We start from the raw sequence: 24,289 nt of genomic DNA, 5'->3' as shown, positions 1-24,289 counted from the left end.
AGCGAAATGTGAGCAATCGCCGCGCGGGCGGGATTATTGCCCGGCAGGGCCCTGGGCCGGAGGAGCACCCGGCGCGCCCGGCGCGGGCTGGCCGCCCTCGGGAGACTGGCCGCCCTCGGCAGGCGGGCCGCCCTGGCCGTTGGCCATCATCTGCTGGATCATCTGCACCCGGCGCTGGGCATCGGCCTCGGCCATGAAGTCGACCATCTCGACCTCGAAGATCAGGTCGCTGTTGGGCGGGATCGGCGAGCCCGGAGGCGGGTTGGCGCCGTAGGCCTTGTCGGCCGGGATGCGGATCGAATACTTGCCGCCCTTCTGCATCCGCAGCAGCGCTTCCTTGAAGCCGGGGATGACCCCGCTGAGCTGCATCGGCATGCCTTCGGGCAGGATGCCCTTCACCGGCACCGGCAGTTCCTGCGACTGGTCGAACATCGTGCCGTCGGGCAGCTTGCCGGTGTACTTGACGAAGACGACGTCGCTCTCGCTCGGGGTCGGCCCTTCGCCCTCGGTCAGCGTGTCGACCTCGACGCCGGCGGGCATCGCCCAGTAGGCCAGCCCGGCCGCAAGCGCGAGCACCAGCAGGAGGCCGAGCCACAGCTTGGCGAGCGATCCCTTGGCGATCGGCTGCAGGGGAACGCGGGTGACTTCGGCCATCGGTCGGTTGTCCTCGAAGAGATATGGGGCCCGGATGCGAAAGGGGCGCGGAAGCAAACCCCCCGCGCCCCTTTGGCTTATCGGTTTCGTGCTGACAAGCGGCGCTTACTTGCTGCCGTCGCGCTCCATCCGCTTGCGCTCCATCTTGCGGGCGCGGCGCACGGCGGCGGCCTTTTCACGTGCGCGCTTCTCGCTCGGCTTCTCGTAGTGGCGGCGCAGCTTCATCTCGCGATACACCCCCTCGCGCTGCAGCTTCTTCTTGAGCGCGCGGAGAGCCTGTTCGACATTGTTATCGCGGACGACGATCTGCATAAACCTAAGCCACCTTTCGAAACCAAATGAGGGAGAGCCCGCGGTAGATCGGCGCGGGATGCACCATGCATGATACCAATGAAATACGCGCCGATTCCGTTCCGGACCGGCACGAACGTGGCGCCCGATAAGGGAATCGCCGGGCGAACGCAAGGTTTTTGGGCTCTCCTTTCGCCGTCCCGCTCCGTTCGCGGCGCCGCCGAGCCGTCGGCAACGCCGTTGCCAGCCTTGGGCCGGGACCCTAAGGCGCAGGCCATGGCGTCCCCCTCCCCCCTTGCCGCAACCGGATTCGTCGCGCTGGGCGGCGCGGCGGGCGCCGTGGCGCGGTACCAGGCCGGGCGGCTCGTCACGCTCCTGCTCGGCCCCGCGGCGGTTTCCGCCTTTCCCTGGGCAACGCTGGCCGTCAACGTGCTCGGCAGCTTCGCCATGGGCCTGCTGGCCGGCTGGCTCGCTCGCCACGGCGCCTCGGGCGCGCTGGGCGCGGAACAGGCACGCCTGTTCGTCGGCGTCGGGCTGCTGGGCGGATTCACCACCTTCAGCGCCTTCAGCCTGGAGCTCATGCTGCTGATCGAGCGCGGGCAGGCGGCGCAGGCGATGTTTTATGCCCTCGTCTCGGTGCTCGCCGGGCTGACCGCGCTCTATCTCGGCCTCATCGTGATGCGGCTCGCGGCATGAGCGACGAACCCGCCAAGGGCGAACGGGACACCGTCCGCCAGTTCACCGTAGCGCCCGACGATGACGGCGTGCGGCTCGACCGCTGGTTCAAGCGGCACCTGCCGCAAGTCGGCTTCGGGATGGTCAGCAAGTGGGCGCGCACCGGCCAGGTGCGGGTCGACGGCAAGCGCGTGAAACCCGAGGACCGGCTCGCCACCGGCCAGGTGGTGCGCGTGCCGCCGGGCGGAGAGGCGACCAGGCCCAAAGCCCGCACGGTCAAGCCGCTGACCGACGAACAGACCGCCGAGGCCGAGGCGATGGTCATCGCCAGGACCGCCGGCGCGCTGGTGCTCAACAAGCCGCCGGGCCTCGCCACGCAGGGCGGCACCAAGACGACGCAGCACGTCGACGGGCTGCTCGATGCCTACGCCAATGCCGACGAACCGCGCCCGCGCCTGGTGCACCGGCTCGACAAGGATACCAGCGGCGTCCTCCTCATCGCCCGTACGCCGGGCAGCGCGGCGTTCTTCTCCCGCCGGTTTTCCGGCCGCAGCGCGAAGAAGGTCTACTGGGCGCTGGTCGTGGGCGTGCCCGAGGTGTCGGAAGGGGTGATCGAGGCGCCCATCGCCAAGCAGCCGGGGACCGGCGGCGAAAAGATGCACGTCGACATGGAGGGCGGCCAGCCGGCCAAGACCAAGTATCGCGTGGTCGACCGCGCGGGCAACCGCGCCGCCTGGCTCGAGCTCGAGCCCCTGACCGGGCGCACGCACCAGCTGCGGGTCCACTGCGCGGCGATCGGCCATCCCATCGTCGGCGACGGCAAGTACGGCGGGCAGGCAGCGTTCCTGACCGGATCGATCAGCCGCAAGATGCACCTGCACGCCCGGCGCCTGATCATCGACGATCCGTCCGGCGGCAAGCTCGACACGACCGCCGATCTGCCCGAGCATTTCGCGGCCAGCCTGGAACAGCTCGGCTTCGACGAGGGCGCGAGCGACGCCGCCCCGGTGCGCGACGATCCGCCGCCCCGCACCCCGGCGCAGAAGAAGCAGGCGGCCAAGGCCCATGCCAAGCTGTACCGCAAGGCGCGGCGCGGCGAGCGCACTTCCCGCCGGACCGGCGGTGTCGCGCCGAAGAAACCCGGCCCAGGCAAGGCGGGGCCGAAAAAACCGGGACCGAAGAAGCACTGATGCATCCCAACCCCGCCTTCCGCAGCGAGGACCGCGCGCTGCTCGAATCGTTGATCGCGGAGATCGGCTTCGGAATGATCTTCGCGCAGACGCCCGACGGGCCGCGCGTGGCCCACGTGCCGATCATCTCGCCCGGGGACGGCAAGCTGCGGTTCCACTTCGCCAACGGCAACGCGCTGACCCGGCACATCGCCGGCTCCACCGCATTGGCGGTGTTCAACGGGCCGGACGCCTACGTCAGCCCGCGCTGGTACAGCGCGCCGGGCCAGGTCCCTACGTGGAACTACGTAGCGCTGGAGTGCGAAGGCCCGGTTCGGCGGATGGACCGCGAGGAACTGGAAGCGCTGCTCGAGGCAATCGCCGAGCGCGGCGAAGGGCGCATCGCCGGCGGCGAACCCTACCGCTCCGACCAGGTCGATCCGGCCCTGTGGTCCAAGCTGATCGGTGCGATCACCGGGTTCGAACTGGAAGCGCGCGCCTGGCGCCCCACGCTCAAGCTCAGCCAGAACAAGCCGGCCGGGGAACGACTCGCCGTGGCCGATGCGCTCGAAGCGCAAGGGTCCCCCGCGCTTGCCACCCTGATGCGGACGCTGGGCGGATGACCGTCCGCCTCGCGGTGTTCGACTGCGACGGAACGCTGGCCGACGGGCAGGCGGCCATCACCGGCGCGATGGAGCGCGCCTTTGCCGACTGCGCCCTCGCCTGCCCGCCGCGCCACGAGGTTCTGCGGATCGTCGGGCTGAGCCTGCCCAACGCCGTGCGCCGCCTGGTGCCCGACGAGAGCGAAGAAACTCACGGCCGCATCGTAGCCGCTTACAAGGACGCGTTCTTCCAGTCGCGCGTGGCCGGCACGCTGCACGAGCCGCTGTTCGACGGTGTCGGCGACCTCATCGACGCGCTCGATGCGCAGGGCTGGACCCTGGGCGTGGCGACCGGCAAGTCCGATCGCGGGCTGGCCGGTCTGCTTGCGGTGCACGGACTGAGCGGGCGGTTCGCCACGCTGCAGACCGCCGACCGCCACCCGTCGAAACCCCATCCCGCGATGCTCGAAGCCGCGATGGCGGAAACCGGCGCGGCGCCGGAAACCACCGTGATGATCGGCGACACGACCTACGACATCGCCATGGCCCGCGCCGCCGGGGTGCGCGCGCTGGGCGTGGCCTGGGGCTATCACGCGCCGCACGAACTGATCGCCGCCGGCGCCGCCGCCGTCGCGCGGTCGCCCGGCGAAATCAAGGAGTTGATCGATGGCTAGCCGCCCGCCGGAACACCGCCCGCCCGACCAGCGCATCTCCGACGATACGGCACGCAGCCGCTGGATGATCATCACCATGCAGCGCGTGCTCGGCGCCGGCATGATCCTGCTGGGGATGCTGGTCATCGAAGGCGCCGTCGCCATGCCGCGCTTCGCCGGCTACGTGTTCATCGGGGTCGGGCTGATCGACGTCTTCCTCGTCCCGCGCATCCTCGCCCGCAAGTGGCGCACGCCGACCGAATGAAGCGTTTCTGGAAGGAAGCCACCGCCCAGGCAGTGCACGGGGGCTGGCAGGTCATGCTCGACGGCCGGCCGATCCGCACGCAGGCCGGCGCTGCGCAAGTTGTACCCACGGCCACCCTGGCCGAGGCGCTGGCGGAAGAGTGGGCGGCGCAGGGCGAGGAGATCGATCCGGGCGGCTTCGTGCTGCGCGACCTGGCCGACTACGCGATCGACCAGGTCGCCGCCGATCCGGCCGGCACTGCGGAGCGCCTGCTGCCCTATGGCGACACCGATACGCTGCTCTACCGCGCCGACCCCGACGAACCGTTGTGGCACCGCCAGCAGACGCTGTGGGAGCCGGTGATCAGGGCGGCCGAGGCGCGCCACGCGATCAGGTTCGAACGGGTCAGCGGCGTGCTCCATCGCCCCCAGCCGGAACAGACGCGCGTCGTGCTGGCCGGGCATCTGGCGGGCATGAGCCCGTTCGACCTCGCCGCGCTGGAGATGCTCACCACCCTCGCCGCCAGCCTGATCACCGGCCTCGCCGCGCTCGACCCCGGGGCCGATCTCGACGCCCTGTTCGCCGCCGCCAATGCGGAGGAAGACTGGCAGGCCGAGCTGTGGGGCTGGGACCTTGCCGCCGAGCAGCGCCGCGCCCTGCGGCTGGCCGCCTTCCGGACGGCCGCCAGGTTCGCGGCGCTGGCCCGCTAGCCGGTCTCGCCCATTTCCGGCCGATGCGGCAGTTGCGGCGCGGCATCCTCGCCATGGCGCGTCTTCCACAGCGAATAGCCGACGCCCAGCGTAATCAGCGCCGCGGTCACGCCCAGGCTCATGGCCGGCGGGAACTTGTCCCCGCCCAGCACGAAATCGGCGACGAAGATCTTGGAGCCGATGAACACCAGCACGGCGGCCAGCGCGAACTTGAGATAGTAGAACCGGTGCACCATCGCCGCGAGCGCGAAGTACAGCGCGCGCAGGCCGAGGATCGCCATGATGTTGCTGGTATAGACGATGAAGGTGTCCGTCGTGATCGCGAAGATGGCGGGCACGCTGTCGACCGCGAAGACCAGGTCTGCCAGGTTGATCACCACCAGCGCGAGGAACAGCGGGGTCACCGCGGTGACGACCTTGCCGGTCCCTGCGTCCGGCACCTTCACGAAGAAGTGCTGGCCGTGCAGTTCGGGCGTGACCCGCATGTGGCTGGATATCCAGCGAACCACGGGATTGGCCGCCACGTCGGGCTGGTGGTCGCCGGCGAAAAACATCTTCACGCCGGTGAAGATCAGGAACGCGGCGAAGATGTAGAGCACCCAGTAGGCCTGCTCGACCAGCGCGGCGCCCCCGGCGATCATCAGGCCGCGCAACACGATCACGGCCATGATGCCCCACAGCAGGGCGCGGTACTGGTACTTCGCGGGGATCGCGAAATAGGTGAAGATCAGGCTGATCACGAAGACGTTGTCGATCGACAGCGCCTTTTCGATGAAGAAGCCGGTGTAGTACTTCATGCCGAGGTCGGCGCCCCGCTCGACCCAGATCCACGCCCCGAAGGCGAGCGCCACCGCGATGTAGAAAGCGCTCAGCCTGAGCGATTCGCCGATGCCCATTTCCCGGTCCTCCTTGTGAAGGACGCCGAGGTCGAAGGCGGTCAGCGCGATGACGAGGCCGCCGAACGCAAGCCAGAACCAGGCCGGGGTCCCCAGCCAGTCCGCAAACAGAAATTCCATGGTGTCGTCCCCTTGCCGGGCAGAAGGTGCGGAAGGCGCGCGCGGCACCTTCCGCGAAGGGTCAGCCGGTCAGGCCGCGGCGGCCGACGAGGCCGGCGATCCGGTCCTTGACGGCGAGCTTGAGCTTCTTGAGGCGCAGGAGCTCGAACGGATCGGACGCCCGGCGCTGGCGCGCGGCGGAGATCATGCGGTCGAGCTTCTGGTGGCGTTCCATGAGGCGGAACATGCGATCGGACATTGCGTCACTCCCTAATCGAACAGTGGGGTTCGATCGGATGTGCCGACGGGCCGGGGGTTTGGGGGGAGGGTCCCGGGCCACATCGGCAACATCCGATGCGGTCCGACATCACGCAATGCACCGCCATAAGGGCCGATGCGTCGCGCCAGAGGGGCCCGGTCCGCTCCCGCTAACTAGGGGGCGGCGAAATGCCTTTCAAGCAGGCCCGGAAAAAATGTTGGAGCCGGTCGCTCGACCGGCCAGGCCGTGGAGGTCAGCCGACCCAGTCGGCGACCTCGCTGGCGACCTGGTTGGCCGCTGTATTGAGGGCCGCGCCCACGGCGGCAGGATCGGCCGCGACGCCCGGCACGCGGGCCTCGAAGCGCCGCGTCGTCACCTGGCTGTCGCCGCTGATCAGCACGCCGTCGAAGCGGACCACCGCCGTGCCGCTCGCCGCGTCGTAATCCATCGCCGAGAGGGTGCCCGAAAGCTTGCTCGCGGCGGTGAATTCCAGGTCGGTCCCGCTGACCAGCAGGCGGGTGCCCTTGGCGCGCACGGTGTCGGCCAGCAGGCGCTGGAACAGCCGGGCGGGCTTCTCGACCCACTCGGCATCCTTGAGATAGGCCAGCGAGCTGTCGCCGGTGGTCACCGGAACGCGGGTGACGTTGATCTTCTGCGGCGCCTGCAGGTCGAGGATGGCGAGCGCGGTGTCGGCCGTGCCGCTCGCTCCCGTGCCCGCAGCGGCCTCGCGCACCGGCGTGACGTTGAGGAAGAACGGCGGCGGCTTCTTGCCGAGGCTGCAGCCCGTCAGCGTCAGCGCCGCCAGGACGGCGACCGTAACCGGGCGGATGGAAAGGGTCATGGCGCGCCTCATGGCTTGTAATCCGGCAATTTGGAGCCGCCAATCAATCCGCCGGCCCCGTTGTTCTCGATCGATTCGGTCACTTGCCGGAGGGCAGCGGTGGTCTTGCGCAGGTCGCGCAGCGCAGCCTCGGCGGCGGGCAGCGTGCTTTCCGAAATCTGCCGCGCGGCGGGGCGCACGTCGTTCATCGAATCGCGCAGCGCATCGGACGCTTCGCGCGCGGACGCCAGCGTGCGCCTGAGATCGGCGATCAGCGGCTTGCCGTCCTGTGCCATCAGATCGTTCGCCGAACCCAGCGTCGTTTCCATCGCGGCCAGCGTGCCCTGCGCCTGGACCAGCGTGGCGTCCAGATCGGCGAGCACGGCTTCCATCCGCGGGCTGGCGTCGGCCAGGCCCGCGCTCAGGCGCTCGGTGTTCGCCAGAATGCCTTCGAGCGAGCGCTGATTGCGGGGGCTCATGAATTCGGTCAGCCGCGCGGTCAGCGAGCTGAGGTTGTCGAGCAGTTGCGGCGCGCCGGCCAGGATTGCCCCCAGGCCGCCCGCCCTGGGCTGGATTTCCGGCACCCCGTCACGCCCGGGCCGGGTGATCGGCGGCTGCCCGGCGCGCGCACCGTCGAGCCCGATGGTCGAAACGCCGGTGAAGCTGCCCTGCACCGCGGCGGTCGTGCCTTCCAGGATCGGCACGTCTTCCTGCACGCTGATGCGGACCTGGACGAACTGCGGATCTTCCTTCCACAGGTTCATGTCGTCGACCTTGCCCACCGGCACGCCGGCGAAGTTCACCGCGCTGCCCGGCGCGAGGCCGTCGACCGCCTGCGGGAAGAAGATGTCGTATTGCTTGCGGTCGGACGTGCCGAATCCGGCGATCCACACGATGAACACCGCGAGCGCCGCCAGCAGCACCAGCGTGACCGCCCCGACCCAGACATAATTGGCCCGTGTTTCCATCTGGCCCGCCTATTCCCCCGAATTGCCGTGCTTGTCCATGCCCTTGGCATGGGGCTCGTCCGCCCTTGAGGCTTGCGAGCCGTCCTTGGTCGATTGCGCGGCGCGGCCACGCGGACCGTTGAAGTATTCCTGGATCCACGGGTGGTCCAGTTCCATCAGCTCGGGGATCGTGCCCACGGCGATGACCTTCCGGTCGGCCAGCACGGCCACCCGGTCGCAGATCGAATAGAGCGTGTCGAGGTCGTGGGTGATGAGGAACACCGTCAGGCCCAGGGTGTCGGCCAGCTCGCGGGTCAGCTCGTCGAACCGCGCCGCGCCGATCGGGTCGAGACCCGCGGTCGGTTCGTCGAGGAACAGCAGCTCGGGGTCGAGCGCCAGGGCGCGGGCCAGGCCGGCGCGCTTGCGCATCCCGCCCGACAGCTCGGCCGGATACTTGCTCGCCGCATCCTCGGGCAGGCCCGACAGGACCACCTTGTAGCGGGCGATCTCGTGCATCAGCTCGGGATCGAGCTCAGGGTAGAACTGCTTGAGCGGCACCTCGACGTTCTCGCCCACGGTCAACGTCGAGAACAGCGCGCCGCCCTGGAACAGCACGCCCCAGCGGTTGCGCACGCCGATCTCCTCGTCGGGATCGGCCTCGGTGATGTCCTTGCCGAACACCTCGATCGTCCCCTCGTCGGGAATCTGCAGGCCGATTATCGAGCGCATCAGGACCGACTTGCCGGTGCCCGATCCGCCGACCACGCCCAGCACTTCGCCGCGTTTGACCTTGAGGTCGAGCCCTTCGTGGATCACCTGGTCGCCGAAGCAGTTCTTCAGCCCGGTGATCACGATCGGAAACTCGCCCTCGAAATGCTCGGGCGCATCGTCGAGCGCGTTGACCGGCACGTCGAGGTCCACGTGGGTGCGGCCTTCCGCGGCCTCGGCTTCGATCATGCCCAGCCCACTTCGGTGAAGAACACCGCGAAGAACGCGTCGAGCACGATGACCATGAAGATCGCCTGGACCACCGCCTTGGTGGTGCGCATGCCGACTTCCTCGGAATTGCCCTTCACCTGCATGCCCTGGTAGCAGCCGGTCATGGCCACGATCAGGCCGAACACCGGCGCCTTCACCATCCCGACCCAGACGTCGTAGATCGGCACGACCTCGCGAATGCGCTCGAGAAAGGTCATGAACGGGATGTCGAGCGTGAGCATCGAGATGAATGCCCCGCCGATGATTCCCACCACGGACGAGAAGAACCCGAGCAGCGGCATCATCACCACCAGCGCCAGCACGCGCGGCAGGACCAGCGCCTCGGTCGGGCTGACGCCGATCGTGCGCATGGCGTCGATCTCCTCGGTCAGCTTCATCGTGCCGAGCTGCGCGGCGAAAGCCGAGCCCGAGCGGCCGGCGACCATGATCGCGGTCATCAGCACGCCCAGTTCGCGCAGCGTCAGGCGGCCGGTCAGGTTGATCGTGTAGATTTCGGCGCCGAACTGCTTGAGCTGCGCGGCGCCCTGCTGGGCCACGACGATACCGATGAGGAAGCTCATCAGCCCGATGATCGGCAGACTGGTGACGCCGACCTGCTCGAGCTGGCGGGTGAACGCCTTGGTGCGGAAGCGCGAGGGGTGCCGGATCATGCTCAGGGCCGACAGGATCACCTGCCCGCCGAATCCGACCATGTCGCGCACCCCGTGGCCGAACTCGATCACCAGCTCGCCCATCCGCTCGGGCACGCGCAGCGACAGGCGGTGGCGCCGCGGTTCGATGTCGGCGCTGCTCTCCGCCTCCTCGACCGCCTTCAGCAGGCGCTTGGCACGCTCGCCCGCGCCGACGATTTCGGCCGACTGTTCGCGCGCGAAGCGCAGCACGGTCCAAGCGCCGACGGTGTCGATCCGCTCGGTCCCGCCGAGGTCGATCTCCGAAACCTGACCGTCGAAGGCGCGCAGCTTCCTGTCGAGCGGGCCGATCGAACTGACGAGCAACGGCCCTTCGAGCCGCATCCGGCCGCCGCTACCCCCGTCCTCGACGCTGAAATCCGCCCATGTGCGCATATCCTGCCGCTATGCGGGCAATTTCGCCGCCGGGCAACTGCACTTGCGTTGCCGGGCGACTGCGCTTGCGCCGGGTGGGCCTCGCTGGCAAAGGCCCGGTCCTGATGACGACCCAGCTCGACAAGACCTTCGATCCCGCCGCCATCGAGGCGAAATGGTACGCCCACTGGGAAGGGAGCGGCCAGTTCCGCCCCGACCGGCCGGGTGCCCAGCCCTTCACGATCGTCAACCCGCCGCCCAACGTGACCGGCAGCCTGCACATCGGCCACGCGCTCGACAACACGCTGCAGGACGTGGTGATCCGCTACGAGCGGCTGCGCGGCAAGGACGCGCTGTGGGTGGTCGGCACCGACCATGCCGGGATCGCCACGCAGATGGTGGTCGAGCGGCAGATGGAGGAGCGGCAGGACAAGCGCGCCAACTACAGCCGCGAGGATTTCGTCGCCAAGGTCTGGGAATGGAAGGCCGAAAGCGGCGGGCAGATCACCCGCCAGCTACGCCGGCTCGGCTGTTCGATGGACTGGTCGCGCGAACAGTTCACGATGGACCCGCATTTCACCCGGGCGGTGGTCAAGGTCTTCGTCGACCTCCATCGGCGCGGGCTGATCTACCGCGACAAGCGGCTGGTCAACTGGGACCCCAAGCTCAAGACCGCGATCAGCGACCTCGAGGTCGAAACGCGCGAAGTGCAGGGCAAATTCTGGCACCTCAAGTATCCTTTAGCTTCGGGTGACGGGCACATTCTGGTCGCCACGACGCGCCCGGAAACGATGCTGGCCGACATGGCCGTGGCGGTCCATCCGGACGACGAGCGCTACGCCCATCTGGTCGCCGCCGGAGCCAAGGTGAAGCTTCCCATAACCGGGCGCGAAATCCCGATCGTGGCCGACGAGCACGCCGATCCCGAGCTCGGCAGCGGCGCGGTCAAGATCACCCCGGGGCACGACTTCAACGACTTCGAGGTCGGCAAGCGCGCGGGCATCGCGGCGGGCGCCATGCTCAACATGCTCGACGCCGAAGCGCGCGTGCAGCAGGTCGCCGACGGGCTCATCCCTGACCACCTGGTCGGCCTCGACCGGTTCGAGGCGCGCGACCGCGTGGTCGAGATGCTCGCCGCGCAGGGCCTGCTCGAGGGTACCGAGGACCGCGTGATCCAGACCCCGTTCGGCGATCGCGGCGGCGTGGTGATCGAGCCCTGGCTGACCGACCAGTGGTACGTCGATGCCGAGCAACTCGCCCGCGCCCCGATCGAGGCGGTGCGCAGCGGCGCGGTGGAGATCGTGCCCAAGACTTGGGAGAAGACCTTCTTCAACTGGATGGAGAACATCCAGCCCTGGTGCGTCAGCCGCCAGTTGTGGTGGGGGCACCGGATCCCGGCGTGGTACGACCAGGACGGCAACATCTTCGTCGCCGAAACCGCAGAACAGGCGCAGGAACAGGCCGGGCCGGGCGCTTCGTTGACGCAGGACGAGGACGTCCTCGACACCTGGTTCTCATCTGCGCTGTGGCCGTTCGCCACGCTCGGCTGGCCTAACGACACCGAGCTGGTCCGTCGCCACTATCCCAACGACCTGCTCATTTCCGGCTTCGACATCCTGTTCTTCTGGGATGCGCGGATGATGATGATGGGCCAGGCGATGACCGGGCAGAACCCGTGGCAGCGGCTCTACCTGCATGGCCTCGTTCGCGCGCCCGACGGGCAGAAGATGTCCAAGTCGAAGGGCAACGTCGTCGACCCGCTCGGCCTGATCGACCGCTTCGGCGCTGATGCGCTGCGCTTCTTCATGGCGGCGATGGAAAGCCAGGGCCGCGACATCAAGATGGATGAATCGCGGGTCGAGGGGTATCGCAACTTCGCCACCAAGCTGTGGAACGCGACGCGGTTCTGCCAGGCCAACGGCATCGGCGCCTCGGCCTCGGTCGCCGCCCCGGCTGCGACCCACGCGGTCAACAAGTGGATCGTGGGCGAAGTCGTCGAGACTCTGGCCGAGCTGGACCAGGCGATGGCCGACCTGCGCTTCGACGCGGCCGCCAACGCGATCTACCACTTCGCGTGGGACACCTTCTGCGACTGGTACCTGGAACTCATCAAGGGATCGGTCGACGACGAAACCACGGCCGTGGCCGGCTGGGTGCTCGACCAGATCCTGGTCATGCTGCACCCCTTCATGCCCTTCGTGACCGAAGAGCTGTGGCACGCGCAGGGAAAGCGACCCTACGACCTCATCGTGGCGCAATGGCCCGCACCGCAGGCTGCGGTCGATCCCGCCGCCAAGGCGGAAGTCGACTGGCTGGTCGACCTGACGCGCAACTTGCGCACCGCCAAGAACGAGCTCGGCATCGCGCCCGGCGCCAAGCTGGAAGCCTGGCTGGCCGAGCCTTCGGCCACAGCGGCTGCGGTGATCGCCGGCAACGCCGCGTCGCTCGACCGGCTGGCGCGGCTCTCGACCATTCATTCCGGTGCGGCTCCCGCCGGCGCGGCGATGCAGGTTGGCGCGGGAAGCGACACCTTCGTCATCCCGCTGGGCGGCGTGATCGACATCGCCGCCGAACAGGCGCGCCTAGCCAAGGCGCTCGAGGCATCGCGCAAGGAGCTGGGCAGTCTCGAGGCGCGGCTCGCCAACCCCAACTTCGTCGAGCGTGCCAAGCCCGAGGCGGTCGACAAGGCCAAGGCCGATCTGGCGCTGCACAAGGCCGAGGCGTCTCGGCTGGAGGCGGCGCTGGCCCGTCTGGGTTGATCCTCCTCGAAAGCGGAGGATTTTCCTACATCCCGGCGATGTGCCAAGGGTGAGGCATGGACCGATCTCCCGCCCGCGTTGAATGTGCCCGTCCCGCGTTGCGGGAGCGGTCGGATTGGTCCGTCAGGGCCGTGTCGAGGCTGTCGTCCTGGAGTGGCCTTCCGGGTGCGGAATTTATCCCCCCTGGACCGTGTAACATCCGGTCCATGTCTATGGCCTGCGCATGCCGCTGACCCTCGCCACCGACGACACGGGCGGGCCGGAGATCTTCGCCTCGCTGCAGGGCGAAGGCCCGAGCCAGGGGCGCCCCTGCGCCTTCGTGCGCCTGTCGCGCTGCAACCTCGCCTGCGTCTGGTGCGACACGCCCTACACCTGGTATTTCGCCGGGGACGACAGGCCGCATCGCGGCGGCGTGACGTTCGACCGCAGGGACAACCAGGTGCTGCTGCCCGAAAGCGAGGTGGCCGAGCGGATCGCGGGCCTGGGCCAGGACCGGCTGGTCGTGACGGGGGGCGAGCCGCTGCTGCAAGGCGCGGCGCTGGCGCGGATGCTCGCCCTGCTCACCTCCGTCCGGGTCGAGGTCGAGACCAACGGCACCGTCGCACCGCACGCAGACCTGGATCCGCTGATCGCGCAATACACTGTCAGCCCCAAGCTGGCCCATTCGGGCAATCCGGCCAATCTCGCCCTTCCATCCGAAAGGCTTGCCGCCTGGGCGGCCGACCCGCGCGCGGTGTTCAAGTTCGTCATCGCCCAGCCGTCCGACGTGGCCGAGGTCCTGGCCCTGGCGGAGCGCTACGGTCTTTCCCCGTCACGCATCTGGCTGATGCCCGAGGGGACCGACCCGGCCACGCTCGACGCGCGCATCGCCTGGCTCGGGCCGCTGTGCCTCGACCACGGTTTCACGCTGAGCGACCGGCAGCACATCCGCCTGTTCGGCGATACGCGGGGAACCTAATGCATGGCCGGGCGGCGGGCGACGACCGCGAGATAGCCAAGCACCCCGCGATAACCGTCGCGATATCCCGACCGGTGCTCGCGCGCGGTCTGGCGCAGCAGGGCCGCATCGTCGGGCGCATCGCCTTCGATCTCGCCCGCACGCTGTTCCAGCGCGCCGCACCAGGCGGTTTCGTACTCGTCCCACTCGGCCTGGCTCGACAGGTGCACCCGCTCCACCGCCAGCCCGGCCGCGAGGAGCGCGTCGAAGACCCGGCCGATATGCGGGATATCGCCTTCCTCCGCCCCGAGCCCGGCGAGCGCCGCGTCCGTCGGCCGCGACTGCCACACGCCGTCGGAAAACAGCAGCACGCCGCCCGGCGCCAATGCCTCGCCCAGCCGCGCGATGGCCGGCTCCGCTCCGCCAAGCGCATGGCACGAACCGTTGCACAGGACCGCATCCCACCCGCCGCCGCGCGCCAGCACGTCCTCCGCCGCCGCCTCGATCAGGTCGACGCCCGGGCCCAGCTTCTCGCGCGCCCTCGCAAGCGCGGGGGCCGACAGATCGACCCCGCTTGCCCGCGCCCGCCCGCCGATCCGCGCCAGCCACTCGCCCTCGCCGCAGCCGACGTCGAGCAAGCGGCCGCCGTCCAGCCCAAGCGCCTCGATCAGCAATGCCACGCTGGCGTCCGACAGCGGGCAGGCAATGGGGTGGCGCCGATGCGCGAGCAGCGAGATTTCCTGGCGGGTCAGCGTCATGCGCGATCCGTAGATCGGCCGGCAACGTGGGTCCACCGGCCCGCGCAATTGACATTGTCCAAAAGGTTGCACATCCATCCCCCCTCAGTCTGCGCAGGGGACCATTCCGGACAATGAGCGAGGAAATGCCTCCGCAGGGCGCTGGTAAAAGGCCGCCCATCCCGATGCGCGGCGACCTGACGCAAGGTCCGGTCCTCCGTACCCTGATGATCTTCACCGTGCCCACGCTGCTGAGCAACATCCTCCAGTCGCTCAACGGAACGATTAACTCGATCTGGGTCGGGCAACTGATCGGCGAGGAGGCACTGGCCGCCACCGCCAACGCCAACATCATCATGTTCCTGGTATCCAGCCTGGCCTTCGGGTTCGGCATGGCCGGCACGGTCAGGATCGGGCAACGCTTCGGCGCGCGCGACATCGACGGGGCGCGCCGCGCGTTCGGCACGGCGGTGGGCTTTTCGGCGCTGCTGATGGTGGTCATCGCGCTGATCGGGTGGCTGGGTGCCCCGGCCCTGCTCGACGCTCTCGAGACGCCCGGCGGTGCCTACGATCTCGCGCTTACTTATCTGCGGCTGCTGTTCGTCTCGATGCCCTTCATGATGGTCTCGATCATCCTCACCATGGGCCTGCGCGGCACCGGCGATGCCCGCACGCCGCTGATCTTCATGGGCGTGACGGTGGCGATCGACATCGTGCTCAACCCGCTGCTGATCGCCGGATTCGGTCCCTTCCCGGCGCTGGGCATAGCCGGTTCGGCGATCGCAACAATCGCCGCCAGCATGATCTCGTTCGCGGCCATGCTGGTCTACGTCTTTGCCAAGGATCTGCCGCTGCGCCTGCGCGGCGCCGAGCTCGGCTATCTCGTTCCGCACCGCGACGAACTCGGCTTCATCCTCGCCAAGGGGCTGCCGATGGGCGCGCAAATGCTGGTGATGAGCGCGGCGGGCATCATCGTCGTCGGCCTGGTCAATCGCGAAGGGCTGATGACCACTGCCGCCTATGGCGCGGCGATGCAGCTGTTCACCTACATCCAGATGCCGGCGATGGCGGTGGGCGGCGCGGTAAGCGCGATGGCGGCGCAGTTCATCGGCGCGCGCAAATGGAACCGGCTGGACGAGGTCACCAAGGTCGGCGTCGCAGTCAATCTGGGCATGACGAGCGTGCTGACCGTGCTGCTGATCCTGTTCGACCGGCCCGCGCTGGGCCTGTTCCTCGGCGCCGACAGCCCGGCGGTGGACATGGCGCGCCACATCCAGTTCCTGGCCAGCTGGAACTTCGTGCTGTTCGCCCCGGCGATGGTCTATTCGGCCACGATGCGCGCGGGCGGCGCGGTCTGGGCGCCGCTCGTGGTCCTGGCGGTGGCGCTCTATCCGGTGCGCCTCGGGTTCTACTGGCTGACCTACGACTGGCTGGGGGCGGACGCTATCTGGTGGTCGTTCCCGGTCGGCGCGGCGGCGGGCTTTGCCTTGAGCTGGTGGGCCTACAAGTACCTGCCCTGGCGCGCGCGGGCGCAGGCCGAGAGCGAGGAACAGGCCCTGGAGCAGGCGCATGCCGAAGGCCAGCCCGCCGGGCGCATGATGCCGGAACTTTGAGCGCGCCGGTCCCGGCGAAGGCTACTTGCCCTGCGACCGCCAGCGCTGGACGGTGCGGTAGACCGCCTCTTCCTCACCGCCGGAGCCGCGCCACAGTTCGGTAAAGCTCGGGTCTTCCGAAGCCGGCCGCTTGACCTCTTCGAGATTGTCGAACGCCACGCGGATCGGGATCGCGACGCCTTCGCCCACGATGATGCATTCGCGGTTGCGCAGGGCGGGAATGGAATCGAGGAACCCGCGCGCGCCTTCGGGCATGGCCGCCTTCACGAAAGCCTGGTCGCGGTCGTTGTTGAGTCGCATCGAGATGATGGTGCCGCACTGCGACAGCACACCTTCGGCAAGATCCGACGGGCGCTGGGTGATCAGTCCCAGGCTGATGCCGTATTTGCGGCCTTCCTTGGCGATGCGGCTGAGGATCCGCCCGACCGACGAACCGTCGGCGTTCTTCTCGTTGGGCACGTAACGGTGCGCTTCCTCGCACACCAGCAGGATCGGCCGGGTCTTCTCCTCGCGCCCCCAGATGGCGAAGTCGAAGGTCATGCGGCTGAGCACGGCGACCACGGTGGAGGTGATGTCGGACGGGACGCCCGAGACGTCGATGATCGCGATCGGCTTGCCGTTGGCCGGCATGCGGAAGATCTTGGCGATGAAGTCGGCCATCGTGTCGCCCACCAGCATGCCCGAGAACATGAACTGGTAGCGCGGATCGGCCTTCAACTCGTCGATCTTGGTCTTGATCCGCATGAACGGCGCGCTGCTCGTCGCCTTGTCGAGCTTGCCCATCTCGTCCTGCAGGACCGTGGTCAGGTCGCTGAGCAGGTAGGGGATCGGGCTGTCGACGGTGATCTTGCCGATCTGCTCGGCCAGCCGGCTGCGGCCGCGCGCCTTGAGCAGGCACTTGGCCAGGATGTCGCTGTCTTCCTGCCGGTCGTTGCCGGTGGAGGTGAGGAAGACCTCGCAGTGCTCCTCGAAGTTCATCAGCCAGTACGGCATGTGCAGGTTGCTGACGTCGAAGATCGTCCCGGTGTTCTTGAACGCGGCGGAATATTCGCCGTGCGGATCGATCATCAGGATGTGCCCGTTGGGCGCGCTTTCGCAGATGCGGTGCAGGATTAGCGCCGCGCTGGTCGACTTGCCGGTACCGGTCGAGCCGAGCAGGGCGAAGTGCTTGCCCAGCATCGAGTCTACGTAGATGCCGGCGCGAATGTCGGTCGTGGGATAGACGGTGCCCACTTGGATCGTGTTGCGCCCGTCCGATGCGTAGATCTGCTTGAGGTCCGCCGTGGTCGCCGGATAGACCAGCGCTCCGGGGATCGGGTACCGGGTGACGCCGCGGCGGAAGCTGTGGATGCGGCCGGTCAGGCGCTCCTCGTCGCCTTCGCCCATGAAGTCGATATTGGCCAGGACCCCGTCCGAACGGCGATCCTGCTTCTGGTTGCGCACGCTGGCGAGCAGCCAGCCGTCGTTGGTCCTGATCTTGACCTGGCTGCCGACCTGCCCGGCGATGGCGATCGAGGCGTCGGCGTCATTCGCGCATTCGGTGAGACGCTGCAGGTCGAGCGCAATCATCGATCCCGCGCCGGAGATTTCCAGCACCACCCCGATCGGCTGCAGCGCGGAGTCGCTGGGCGCGGCGGCCGGGGCGGTAGCGTTGAATTGCTGGCGCGTCATATCGTTCATGAAAAAAGACCCGTTTTCTGGCGTTCCCGGGTCCTGACTTAGCCAAAAGGGGGTTAAGATCGCGTCAACCGGGCCGTCAGATGAGGGCGAAGAGGCGGCCCGCCAGCCAGCCCATGCCGACCGAGAGCAAGACCGCGAGTAAGCCGTAAACGAAGGAATCGTCATTCGAAAAGTCGGCCACGCGCTTCTCGAACCCGACCTTTCGGACTTCCACCTCGGCGATCTCCGAGGCGACCACCCGGCCGCGGGTAATGGCAAACGTCTCCGCCGTGTAGCGACCGGTCTGTACGCTGGAGGGAAGTGCAAGGCGCGCCTGATAGAGAACCTGCTCGCTCACTGCGACACCGTGCGGGTCTTCCTTGTAGAGCCCCGCCCGCTTGCGCATCCCGACCAGGCCCGTGGTGAACCGCTGCTGTTCCTCGGGATCGATCGAATCCGAGGGGGAGAGCTGCAGATAATCGAGCCCCAGTTCGTAGATCGCCGCCGTGCGTTCGTCGACGATCGCATCGATCGGCCGGGAGCTGGCCACCGCGAAGAACGAGGGGGCGGACCGGAAGGCGGTATCGTCGGCGTTGATCCACAGGCCAAGGATGCGCTGCTTCTCGCGCAGCTCGATCGCCTGGGTCGGTCCCTTGAGCACAACGACGATGTCGTAATCGCGCCCGGCGCGCCGCCCGTCCGGCTCGAGGATCGCCCCGAAGAGCAGCAGCTCGGTCCCGGTAAAACCCTGGCGGACCTGGATTTCGTGCTGGCTCACTTCGGGCACGAGGATCGGGTCGCGCTGGCCGGTCAGCGCGAAGAACAGGCCGAGCGCAAGCAGGATACGGCCCAGCGTGCCTTGCGAGGCGCCGCTCACAGCGGCACGACCGTGTAGACCTCGTCGGGCCGGATCGTCAGGCCCCAGGCCATCCGCAGCGCCACGAGGATGACGATCGTGGCCAGGATCAGGCGCAGGATCTCGGGCTTGATGGTGACCGCCAGCTTGGCCCCCACTTGCGCACCCACCACGGAGCCGAACAGCAACGTGCCCGCCAGCACGATGTCGACCGCCTTGGTCGTGAGGGCGTGGACCATGGTGCTCGCCATCGTGACGAACAGAATGTTGAACAGGCTCGTGCCCACCACCACACCGGCGCTCATGCCCAGGACGTAGAGCATCGCGGGTACGAGGATGAAGCCGCCGCCAACCCCCATCAGCATGGTCAGGATGCCGACCACTATGCCCAGCAGCAGGGGGGCGATCGGCGAGATGTAGAGGCCCGAGCGGTAGAACCGCCAGCGAAGCGGGAGGCTCGCCACCAGCGGGTGATGGCGCCGCTTTGCGGCTCGGGGGCGGTCGCCCCCTGCTTTCGCCTGGCGCAGCGCCTGGATCGATTCCCGGCCCATCAGCGACCCGATCGTGCCCAGCAACACGACGTAGAGGATGGAGATCACCGTATCGATCTGGCCCAGCGCGGTCAGCAGATTGAACAGCCCGGCTCCGACGACCGCCCCGAAAGTCCCGCCGACGACCAGGACGAGACCCATCTCGTAGTCGACCCCATTGCGCCTGCCATGCGCCAGCACGCCCGACACGCTCGCCCCGGTGACCTGCGTGGCGGCCGATGCCGCGGCCACGGTGGGCGGAATCCCGTAGAAGATCAGCAGCGGGGTTGTGAGGAACCCTCCGCCCACCCCGAAGATGCCCGACAGGATGCCCGTCGCCGCGCCGAGCAGGACGATGACCAGCCCATTGACCGCGAGATTGGCGATGGGAAGGTAGACGTCCATGCGGCCGCGTTAATACAGGCGGCGCCCGCGTTAAAGGTGACGGCCGCTAAAATCCGGCCGATAAGGTCACGGCCGGCCCGCTTTTGGGCTCCGCCTCGCCCGCCACGCGAAAGCGATAGTCGACCGCCAGGCGAGACCGGGCGTCGCCGAGCCGGAAGCCGAGCGATGCGGTCGGTCCGATATCGAGCCGGGCCGCGCCCTTTTGTGCGCCGCCCCACGCCGCCAAGCCGGCGCGCAGCTCGGCCCCTTCCATGCCCGGAGACAGTATCTTGCGATCGAGCCGCGCCTGCCCATCAACGAATCCGGTAGCGAACCGTCCGCCGACGTAGCCTGCCTGGGCATAAGCTTCGGCCTGCCACCCGCCAGGCAGGCTTAATGGAGGCAGCTCGGTAACCGCGTACGCCGCCGGGCGCACTTCGCTTCCGGCTGCCGTGTCACTGATACGCACCTCTGCCGCAGCCCGCATGGAAATAGTCGCGAACGGCCGCACCGACAGGCCCAACGCGTCTGCACGGACGTTTCCGGTTTCGCTTGAATAGCGGCCGGTAGTTCGCGAGGGATGCCCGATGCCCACGAAGTTGATTGCCGAACTGGCCACCCGGCCCCTGCGCGCCCTGTTCGTCAGCGACGCGCGCGAAGGCATCCTGCTGATCCTGGTGGCGTTGCTGGCCATGGTCGCCGCCAACACCTTCATGGCGGACACCTATCGCGAAGTGTTTCTGGCTCCGCTCCCCTGGACCCCGATCCCCAAGCTCCGCGACCTCCACTTGTGGATCAACGATGGGCTGATGGCGGTGTTCTTCTTCGTCGTCGGGCTGGAGGTGAAGCGCGAGCTAATGGAAGGCGAGTTGTCCGACCCGAAGAATCTGCGCCTGCCGGTGCTGGCGGCATTCCTCGGCATGGCCGTGCCGGCCGGCGTTTTTCTGCTGATTACCGGATCTGACAGTCTGCTCGCCCGCGGCTGGGCCGTTCCGTCAGCGACCGACATCGCCTTTGCGATGGGCATCGTCGGGCTGCTGGGCAAGCGCATGCCGCCACCGCTGCGCCTGTTCCTTCTCACCGTCGCGATCGTCGACGACATCGGCGCCGTGCTGATCATCGCGTTCTTCTACACCGCGAACATCAAGCTCGCCTGGCTCTTCGGTGCCTTGGCGGTGGCGATGGTGCTGGTGCTGATGAACTGGCTGAAGGTCGACCGGAACCGGCTGTTCGTTGCCGCCGCGCTTGTCCTGTGGTTCTGCGTCCTGCATTCGGGCGTTCACGCGACGATCGCCGGGGTGGTCGCGGCCCTGACCGTCCCGATGCGGCGGCGCGACGGGCGGCCCATGCTTGCAGATCTCGAACATCGGCTCGTCGGCTGGAACGCCTACTTCGTGATTCCCGTGTTCGGCTTCGCCAACGCCGGGGTCGATCTGCGGGGGCTCGGTCTCGAGGCCCTGTTCGCGCCCCTGCCGATGGCGGTCGCGGCCGGCCTGGTACTGGGCAAGCAGATCGGCGTCTTCGGCGCTGTGCTGATCGCCGAGTGGATCGGGCTTGCCCGGCGAATGCCCGGCGTCACCCTGCCGCAGCTCTACGGCGCTGCGGTCCTGTGCGGCATCGGCTTCACCATGAGCCTGTTCATTGGCACGCTGGCTTTCGAGGACCACCCCGAGCTCTACGAGCAGGTCAAGTTGGGCGTGCTGGCGGGCACGCTGGTCTCGGCGGTACTGGGCTACATGATCCTGCGGATCGCGCGCCCGGAGCCGGAGCCGTCCTAGCGGAGTTCCGTTCGGTACGGACGGGCGGGGCCGAGCTTACCAGCTGCCCGTGTTCTCCATGCTCGCCCAGGGCTCCTGCGGGGGCAGGTTTCCGTCCTGCAACAGCTCGACCGAGATACCGTCGGGCGTCCTGACGAAGGCCATGTGGCCGTCGCGCGGCGGGCGGTTGATGGTGACCCCTGCATCCATGAGCCGCTGGCAGGTGTCGTAGATGTTCTCCACCCGGTAGGCCAAGTGGCCGAAGTTGCGCCCACCGGCGTACTGCTCGGGCGCGGAGCCGTCTTCGGGGGGCCAGTTGTAGGTCAGTTCGACTTCGGCGACGCCGGCCTGGCCGGGGGCGGCCATGAAGATGAGCGTGAAACGCCCTTTCTCGCTCTCCATCCGGCGCACCTCTTCCAATCCGAGCAATTTGAGGAAGTCGACCGTCGCATCGGGGTTGGAAACCCTGATCATCGTGTGGAGATACTGCATCGCGGGACCTTTCGTTCTCGATCCGATTTAAGCCGGGAGTGCAAAGCCCGTGGCGCCGGATCGCGTCGAAGGGGTGCCTAAAGCGGTGGGAGGCTTTCAATCAAGCGCTCAATTCGCCTGTCCGGAGGCTGCCTCTGCATCCCTGCCCTGCGGAATAGGCTCGCGTTCGGCAATACGCCCCGGACCTGAAAAGCAAAAGGGCCCGCGCCGCCGAAGCGGCACGGGCCCCCTTGCTTAGTCGTCGATGACCCCGGTCAGAATTCGGCCGACAGGGTCGCCACGATGGCATCGTCGGTCAGACCGTCGACCGACGGGCCGTCCACGCCGATGTACGACACGCCCAGCGACAGGCTGCCGAGGACGGTGGCGCTGGCGCCGATCGAGTAGTCGAAGCCGCTGTCGTCCGCCGAAAGCCCCGAGAGGAGCGGCGGCGCGAGCGCGCCGTCGGTATAGCCGACGTGGGCCGTGAGCGTCACCGGGGTGGTCGGCACGCCGAATTCGAGGTCCGTATAGATGTAGGTGTTGTCGCCGCCGCCGAGCGAATCCTGTTCCCAGGCGTAGGCCGCGCCGACCGTCAACGATGCCGGTCCGAGGCCGAAGCCGACCGAGGCATAGGGTTCCCAGTAGTCGAGATCGACCCCCGGGGCACCGTTGGGATAGATGTACTTGAGCAGGCCGACGTCGAAGGTCACGCCAGAGGCGACTTCGCCCGTCCAGCCGCCGTAGACGTCCAGTTCCATCGTGCCGTACGCGCCGCCGTCGATCGAGGAGGCCCAGGTGCCGACATAGAAACCGGCGGGCAAGGTAACGTCGACGCCGCCCTGGATGGCCGGATCGCCGCCCGAGAGCGATACGCCCCGGAAGCGGTAGTCGGTGGTCAGTGCGACGTTGGCAGACACCGAAATGTCCGATTCGGCGTCTTGCGCGGCAGCGGAGGTCGAAACGAAAGCCGCACCGGCCAGAGCGGTGGCAGCAGACAAGCTGCGGATGGACGTAAGCATGGGCAATTCCCTCAAATGCTGAAGTGAAACTGTGCTTCGTCCCTACCTGCGATCCCGCATGGCCGTCCTCGTTTTGCGGGATCGGACTTCACGCGAGTTCGATGCGAAGGTGGACGCGTTTGCTGCAATGCACAAGATGCCAGTTGCAAAAATGGATATGACCGATAGCGATGTGTGCCTTTCGCGCATCACCTGCGCCGCGCCGGCAACGCGCATCGGGCGCGGTCTTGCGCTGCGGGAGACCAATTGCCACCTGAAAGGAATGCTGCAAGCCTTTCAACGCCTGCTGGCCCGCGAGAGCGCGCCGCCGCCAGCCGCCGTGCCCGCGGGGGAGCGGATCTACGCGATCGGCGACATTCACGGCCGGCTCGATCTGTTCGAGAAGATGATCGCGATCATCGAGGCCGACGATGCGGCCCTTCCTCCAGCAAATACGACCGTGATCCTGCTGGGCGACCTGGTGGACCGGGGCCCCGACAGCGCCGGGGTGGTTGCCAGGGCGCGCGACTGGCAGCGCGGGCGCACGGTCCGAATCCTAGGCGGAAACCACGAGGAAATGTTCCTCGACAGCTTCGAGGATACCGACGTGCTGCGCCACTTCCTGCGCTTCGGCGGGCAGGAAACCATCCTGAGCTACGGCGTCGATCCCGAGGCCTTCCGCTATGCCGACATCGACGAGGCGCAGGCGCTGATGAGCGCGGCGGTTCCGATGGCGGACCGCACCTTCCTGGCGGCGCTGGAGGACCTGATCGTGATCGGCGACTATGTCTTTGTCCACGCGGGCATACGGCCCGGGGCCCCTTTCGAGGAGCAATCGCCCAAGGACCTGCGGTGGATCCGCGAGCCCTTTCTGTCGCACGGGCGGCCGCATGGGGCCACGGTGGTGCACGGGCATACGATCACCGATGCGCCGGTGGACAAGGGCAACCGCATCGGAATCGATACCGGCGCCTACCTCAGCGGGCGGCTTACCGCCCTCGTCCTCGAAGGCGCGACGCGGCGCTACCTGGAAGCGTGCGACGATCCGGGCGAAGCGGCCCATGCGGCGCACGAGCTTGCCGCTTAAGGTGCCAGGGGGCCTGTAAGCCGGGTTCTGTCCCGCGGCCGGTATCATAGAGACCAGCGCCGCGGGGGCAGCCATTCATCTCGGCGACGCGTTGCCGCGCCGCTCAAGCAGCCAACCCGGGCGACTGGGACGAAACATCCCTCCCCGGAACGAATCCGGGGACGCCGCCCCTATTCGGCCTTGCTCCGGGTGGGGTTTGCCATGCGAGTCCTGTCACCAGGCCCCCGGTGCGCCGTTACCGCACCCTTTCACCCTTGCCTGTGCCCCCGAACCCCCGAAGGAGCCGCGGGCCATCGGCGGTCTGCTCTCTGTGGCACTTTCCCTATGGTCGCCCACGGCGGGCGTTACCCGCCACCCTTGCTTCGTGGAGCCCGGACTTTCCTCGACACTTAAGTGACGCGGCTGCCCGGCCCCCTGGCCCGCCGTGCATAGCACGC

The 24,289-nt window shown here is 68.0% G+C and carries 26 protein-coding genes and 1 other RNA gene; 11 read left to right on the top strand and 16 right to left on the bottom strand.

What is annotated here, in order from left to right; translation table 11 throughout:
• Nucleotides 1-33: 33 nt before the first annotated feature.
• Nucleotides 34-654: an FKBP-type peptidyl-prolyl cis-trans isomerase gene (locus ACWPMZ_RS14525; RefSeq protein ID WP_455704773.1), complete on the bottom strand. Its 621-nt coding sequence runs from the start codon at nt 652-654 to the stop codon at nt 34-36.
• A gap of 105 nt (nt 655-759) precedes the next feature.
• Nucleotides 760-966: a 30S ribosomal protein S21 gene (gene rpsU, locus ACWPMZ_RS14520; RefSeq protein ID WP_160772655.1), complete on the bottom strand. Its 207-nt coding sequence runs from the start codon at nt 964-966 to the stop codon at nt 760-762.
• 255 nt (nt 967-1,221) lie between these two features.
• Here rpsU and crcB point away from each other — a divergent pair, with 255 nt between their 5' ends.
• The 6 genes from crcB to ACWPMZ_RS14490 are packed head-to-tail and all read left to right on the top strand — an operon-like array spanning nt 1,222 to nt 4,998.
• On the top strand, nt 1,222-1,641 hold the full coding sequence (gene crcB / locus ACWPMZ_RS14515) for a fluoride efflux transporter CrcB (RefSeq protein ID WP_455704772.1): 420 nt from the start codon (nt 1,222-1,224) through the stop codon (nt 1,639-1,641).
• Entirely contained in the window at nt 1,638-2,810 is a 1,173-nt protein-coding gene (locus ACWPMZ_RS14510) for an RluA family pseudouridine synthase (protein ID WP_455704771.1), read from the top strand. The genes crcB and ACWPMZ_RS14510 overlap by 4 nt, the downstream gene beginning before the upstream one ends.
• The gene (locus ACWPMZ_RS14505; protein WP_455704770.1) at nt 2,810-3,412 is read left to right on the top strand and encodes an FMN-binding negative transcriptional regulator; all 603 of its coding nucleotides are present in this window, start codon (nt 2,810-2,812) and stop codon (nt 3,410-3,412) included. The genes ACWPMZ_RS14510 and ACWPMZ_RS14505 overlap by 1 nt, the downstream gene beginning before the upstream one ends.
• On the top strand, nt 3,409-4,065 hold the full coding sequence (locus tag ACWPMZ_RS14500; RefSeq protein ID WP_455704769.1) for an HAD-IA family hydrolase: 657 nt from the start codon (nt 3,409-3,411) through the stop codon (nt 4,063-4,065). The genes ACWPMZ_RS14505 and ACWPMZ_RS14500 overlap by 4 nt, the downstream gene beginning before the upstream one ends.
• The gene (locus tag ACWPMZ_RS14495) at nt 4,058-4,309 is read left to right on the top strand and encodes a hypothetical protein (protein ID WP_455704768.1); all 252 of its coding nucleotides are present in this window, start codon (nt 4,058-4,060) and stop codon (nt 4,307-4,309) included. The genes ACWPMZ_RS14500 and ACWPMZ_RS14495 overlap by 8 nt, the downstream gene beginning before the upstream one ends.
• Nucleotides 4,306-4,998: an ATP12 family protein gene (locus ACWPMZ_RS14490; protein ID WP_455704767.1), complete on the top strand. Its 693-nt coding sequence runs from the start codon at nt 4,306-4,308 to the stop codon at nt 4,996-4,998. The genes ACWPMZ_RS14495 and ACWPMZ_RS14490 overlap by 4 nt, the downstream gene beginning before the upstream one ends.
• Here the strand turns inward: ACWPMZ_RS14490 and ACWPMZ_RS14485 are convergent.
• The 6 genes from ACWPMZ_RS14485 to ACWPMZ_RS14460 all read right to left on the bottom strand — a co-directional run bounded on the left by ACWPMZ_RS14485 (nt 4,995) and on the right by ACWPMZ_RS14460 (nt 10,082).
• Entirely contained in the window at nt 4,995-6,014 is a 1,020-nt protein-coding gene (locus ACWPMZ_RS14485) for a TerC family protein (RefSeq protein WP_455704766.1), read from the bottom strand. The genes ACWPMZ_RS14490 and ACWPMZ_RS14485 overlap by 4 nt on opposite strands.
• 61 nt (nt 6,015-6,075) lie before the next feature.
• Complete coding sequence (locus ACWPMZ_RS14480) at nt 6,076-6,252, bottom strand: DUF465 domain-containing protein (protein WP_455704765.1); 177 nt, start codon at nt 6,250-6,252, stop codon at nt 6,076-6,078.
• Between the two features lie 253 nt (nt 6,253-6,505).
• Nucleotides 6,506-7,093 (bottom strand): ABC-type transport auxiliary lipoprotein family protein, encoded by a 588-nt coding sequence (locus ACWPMZ_RS14475; RefSeq protein WP_455704764.1) that lies wholly within the window; start codon nt 7,091-7,093, stop codon nt 6,506-6,508.
• Nucleotides 7,094-7,101: 8 nt separating this feature from the next.
• Nucleotides 7,102-8,040: an MlaD family protein gene (locus ACWPMZ_RS14470; RefSeq protein WP_455704763.1), complete on the bottom strand. Its 939-nt coding sequence runs from the start codon at nt 8,038-8,040 to the stop codon at nt 7,102-7,104.
• A gap of 9 nt (nt 8,041-8,049) precedes the next feature.
• Nucleotides 8,050-8,976, bottom strand: a complete 927-nt coding sequence (locus ACWPMZ_RS14465; protein ID WP_455704762.1) for an ABC transporter ATP-binding protein — start codon at nt 8,974-8,976, stop codon at nt 8,050-8,052.
• Entirely contained in the window at nt 8,973-10,082 is a 1,110-nt protein-coding gene (locus tag ACWPMZ_RS14460; protein ID WP_455704761.1) for an MlaE family lipid ABC transporter permease subunit, read from the bottom strand. The genes ACWPMZ_RS14465 and ACWPMZ_RS14460 overlap by 4 nt, the downstream gene beginning before the upstream one ends.
• A gap of 104 nt (nt 10,083-10,186) precedes the next feature.
• Here ACWPMZ_RS14460 and ACWPMZ_RS14455 point away from each other — a divergent pair, with 104 nt between their 5' ends.
• Both ACWPMZ_RS14455 and ACWPMZ_RS14450 read left to right on the top strand, forming a co-directional pair.
• Nucleotides 10,187-12,820, top strand: a complete 2,634-nt coding sequence (locus tag ACWPMZ_RS14455) for a valine--tRNA ligase (RefSeq protein ID WP_455704760.1) — start codon at nt 10,187-10,189, stop codon at nt 12,818-12,820.
• Nucleotides 12,821-13,043: 223 nt separating this feature from the next.
• Nucleotides 13,044-13,778, top strand: coding sequence for a 7-carboxy-7-deazaguanine synthase QueE (locus ACWPMZ_RS14450; RefSeq protein WP_455704759.1), 735 nt, complete (start codon nt 13,044-13,046; stop codon nt 13,776-13,778).
• On the opposite strand, the gene ACWPMZ_RS14445 is transcribed toward ACWPMZ_RS14450, so the two are convergent.
• Nucleotides 13,775-14,515 (bottom strand): class I SAM-dependent methyltransferase, encoded by a 741-nt coding sequence (locus tag ACWPMZ_RS14445; RefSeq protein WP_455704758.1) that lies wholly within the window; start codon nt 14,513-14,515, stop codon nt 13,775-13,777. The two genes, ACWPMZ_RS14450 and ACWPMZ_RS14445, sit on opposite strands and share 4 nt — an antisense overlap.
• Before the next feature lie 164 nt (nt 14,516-14,679).
• Here ACWPMZ_RS14445 and ACWPMZ_RS14440 point away from each other — a divergent pair, with 164 nt between their 5' ends.
• Nucleotides 14,680-16,107 carry an MATE family efflux transporter gene (locus tag ACWPMZ_RS14440; protein WP_455704757.1) on the top strand — a complete coding sequence of 476 codons (1,428 nt, stop codon included), beginning with the start codon at nt 14,680-14,682 and terminating at the stop codon, nt 16,105-16,107.
• Between the two features lie 21 nt (nt 16,108-16,128).
• Here ACWPMZ_RS14440 and ACWPMZ_RS14435 read toward each other — a convergent pair whose 3' ends face one another.
• From ACWPMZ_RS14435 to ACWPMZ_RS14420, 4 genes are all read right to left on the bottom strand, one after another.
• Nucleotides 16,129-17,787: an ATP-binding protein gene (locus tag ACWPMZ_RS14435; protein ID WP_455704756.1), complete on the bottom strand. Its 1,659-nt coding sequence runs from the start codon at nt 17,785-17,787 to the stop codon at nt 16,129-16,131.
• Nucleotides 17,788-17,863: 76 nt separating this feature from the next.
• Nucleotides 17,864-18,643, bottom strand: a complete 780-nt coding sequence (locus ACWPMZ_RS14430) for a TIGR02186 family protein (RefSeq protein ID WP_455704755.1) — start codon at nt 18,641-18,643, stop codon at nt 17,864-17,866.
• Entirely contained in the window at nt 18,640-19,557 is a 918-nt protein-coding gene (locus ACWPMZ_RS14425) for a sulfite exporter TauE/SafE family protein (protein WP_455704754.1), read from the bottom strand. Before ACWPMZ_RS14425 ends, ACWPMZ_RS14430 begins: the two co-directional genes overlap by 4 nt.
• Nucleotides 19,558-19,603: 46 nt before the next feature.
• The gene (locus tag ACWPMZ_RS14420; protein ID WP_455704753.1) at nt 19,604-20,131 is read right to left on the bottom strand and encodes a hypothetical protein; all 528 of its coding nucleotides are present in this window, start codon (nt 20,129-20,131) and stop codon (nt 19,604-19,606) included.
• Here ACWPMZ_RS14420 and nhaA point away from each other — a divergent pair.
• Nucleotides 20,124-21,314 (top strand): Na+/H+ antiporter NhaA, encoded by a 1,191-nt coding sequence (gene nhaA, locus ACWPMZ_RS14415; RefSeq protein WP_455704752.1) that lies wholly within the window; start codon nt 20,124-20,126, stop codon nt 21,312-21,314. The two genes, ACWPMZ_RS14420 and nhaA, sit on opposite strands and share 8 nt — an antisense overlap.
• Nucleotides 21,315-21,350: 36 nt before the next feature.
• Here nhaA and ACWPMZ_RS14410 read toward each other — a convergent pair whose 3' ends face one another.
• Together ACWPMZ_RS14410 and ACWPMZ_RS14405 are read right to left on the bottom strand one after the other, a co-directional pair.
• On the bottom strand, nt 21,351-21,785 hold the full coding sequence (locus tag ACWPMZ_RS14410; protein ID WP_455704751.1) for a VOC family protein: 435 nt from the start codon (nt 21,783-21,785) through the stop codon (nt 21,351-21,353).
• Between the two features lie 254 nt (nt 21,786-22,039).
• Entirely contained in the window at nt 22,040-22,786 is a 747-nt protein-coding gene (locus ACWPMZ_RS14405; RefSeq protein WP_455704750.1) for a TorF family putative porin, read from the bottom strand.
• A gap of 157 nt (nt 22,787-22,943) precedes the next feature.
• On the opposite strand from ACWPMZ_RS14405, the gene ACWPMZ_RS14400 reads away from it, so the two are divergent.
• On the top strand, nt 22,944-23,852 hold the full coding sequence (locus tag ACWPMZ_RS14400) for a metallophosphoesterase family protein (RefSeq protein ID WP_455704749.1): 909 nt from the start codon (nt 22,944-22,946) through the stop codon (nt 23,850-23,852).
• Here ACWPMZ_RS14400 and rnpB read toward each other — a convergent pair.
• An RNA gene (rnpB, locus tag ACWPMZ_RS14395) (RNase P RNA component class A) lies at nt 23,853-24,270 on the bottom strand. It lies immediately after the preceding gene.
• Between the last annotated feature and the right edge of the window lie 19 nt (nt 24,271-24,289).

The sequence above is a fragment of the Tsuneonella sp. HG222 genome (genome assembly GCF_053819185.1).
Note: the sequence above shows the minus strand (reverse complement) of the source record. Positions and strands in the feature narration are given on the sequence as shown.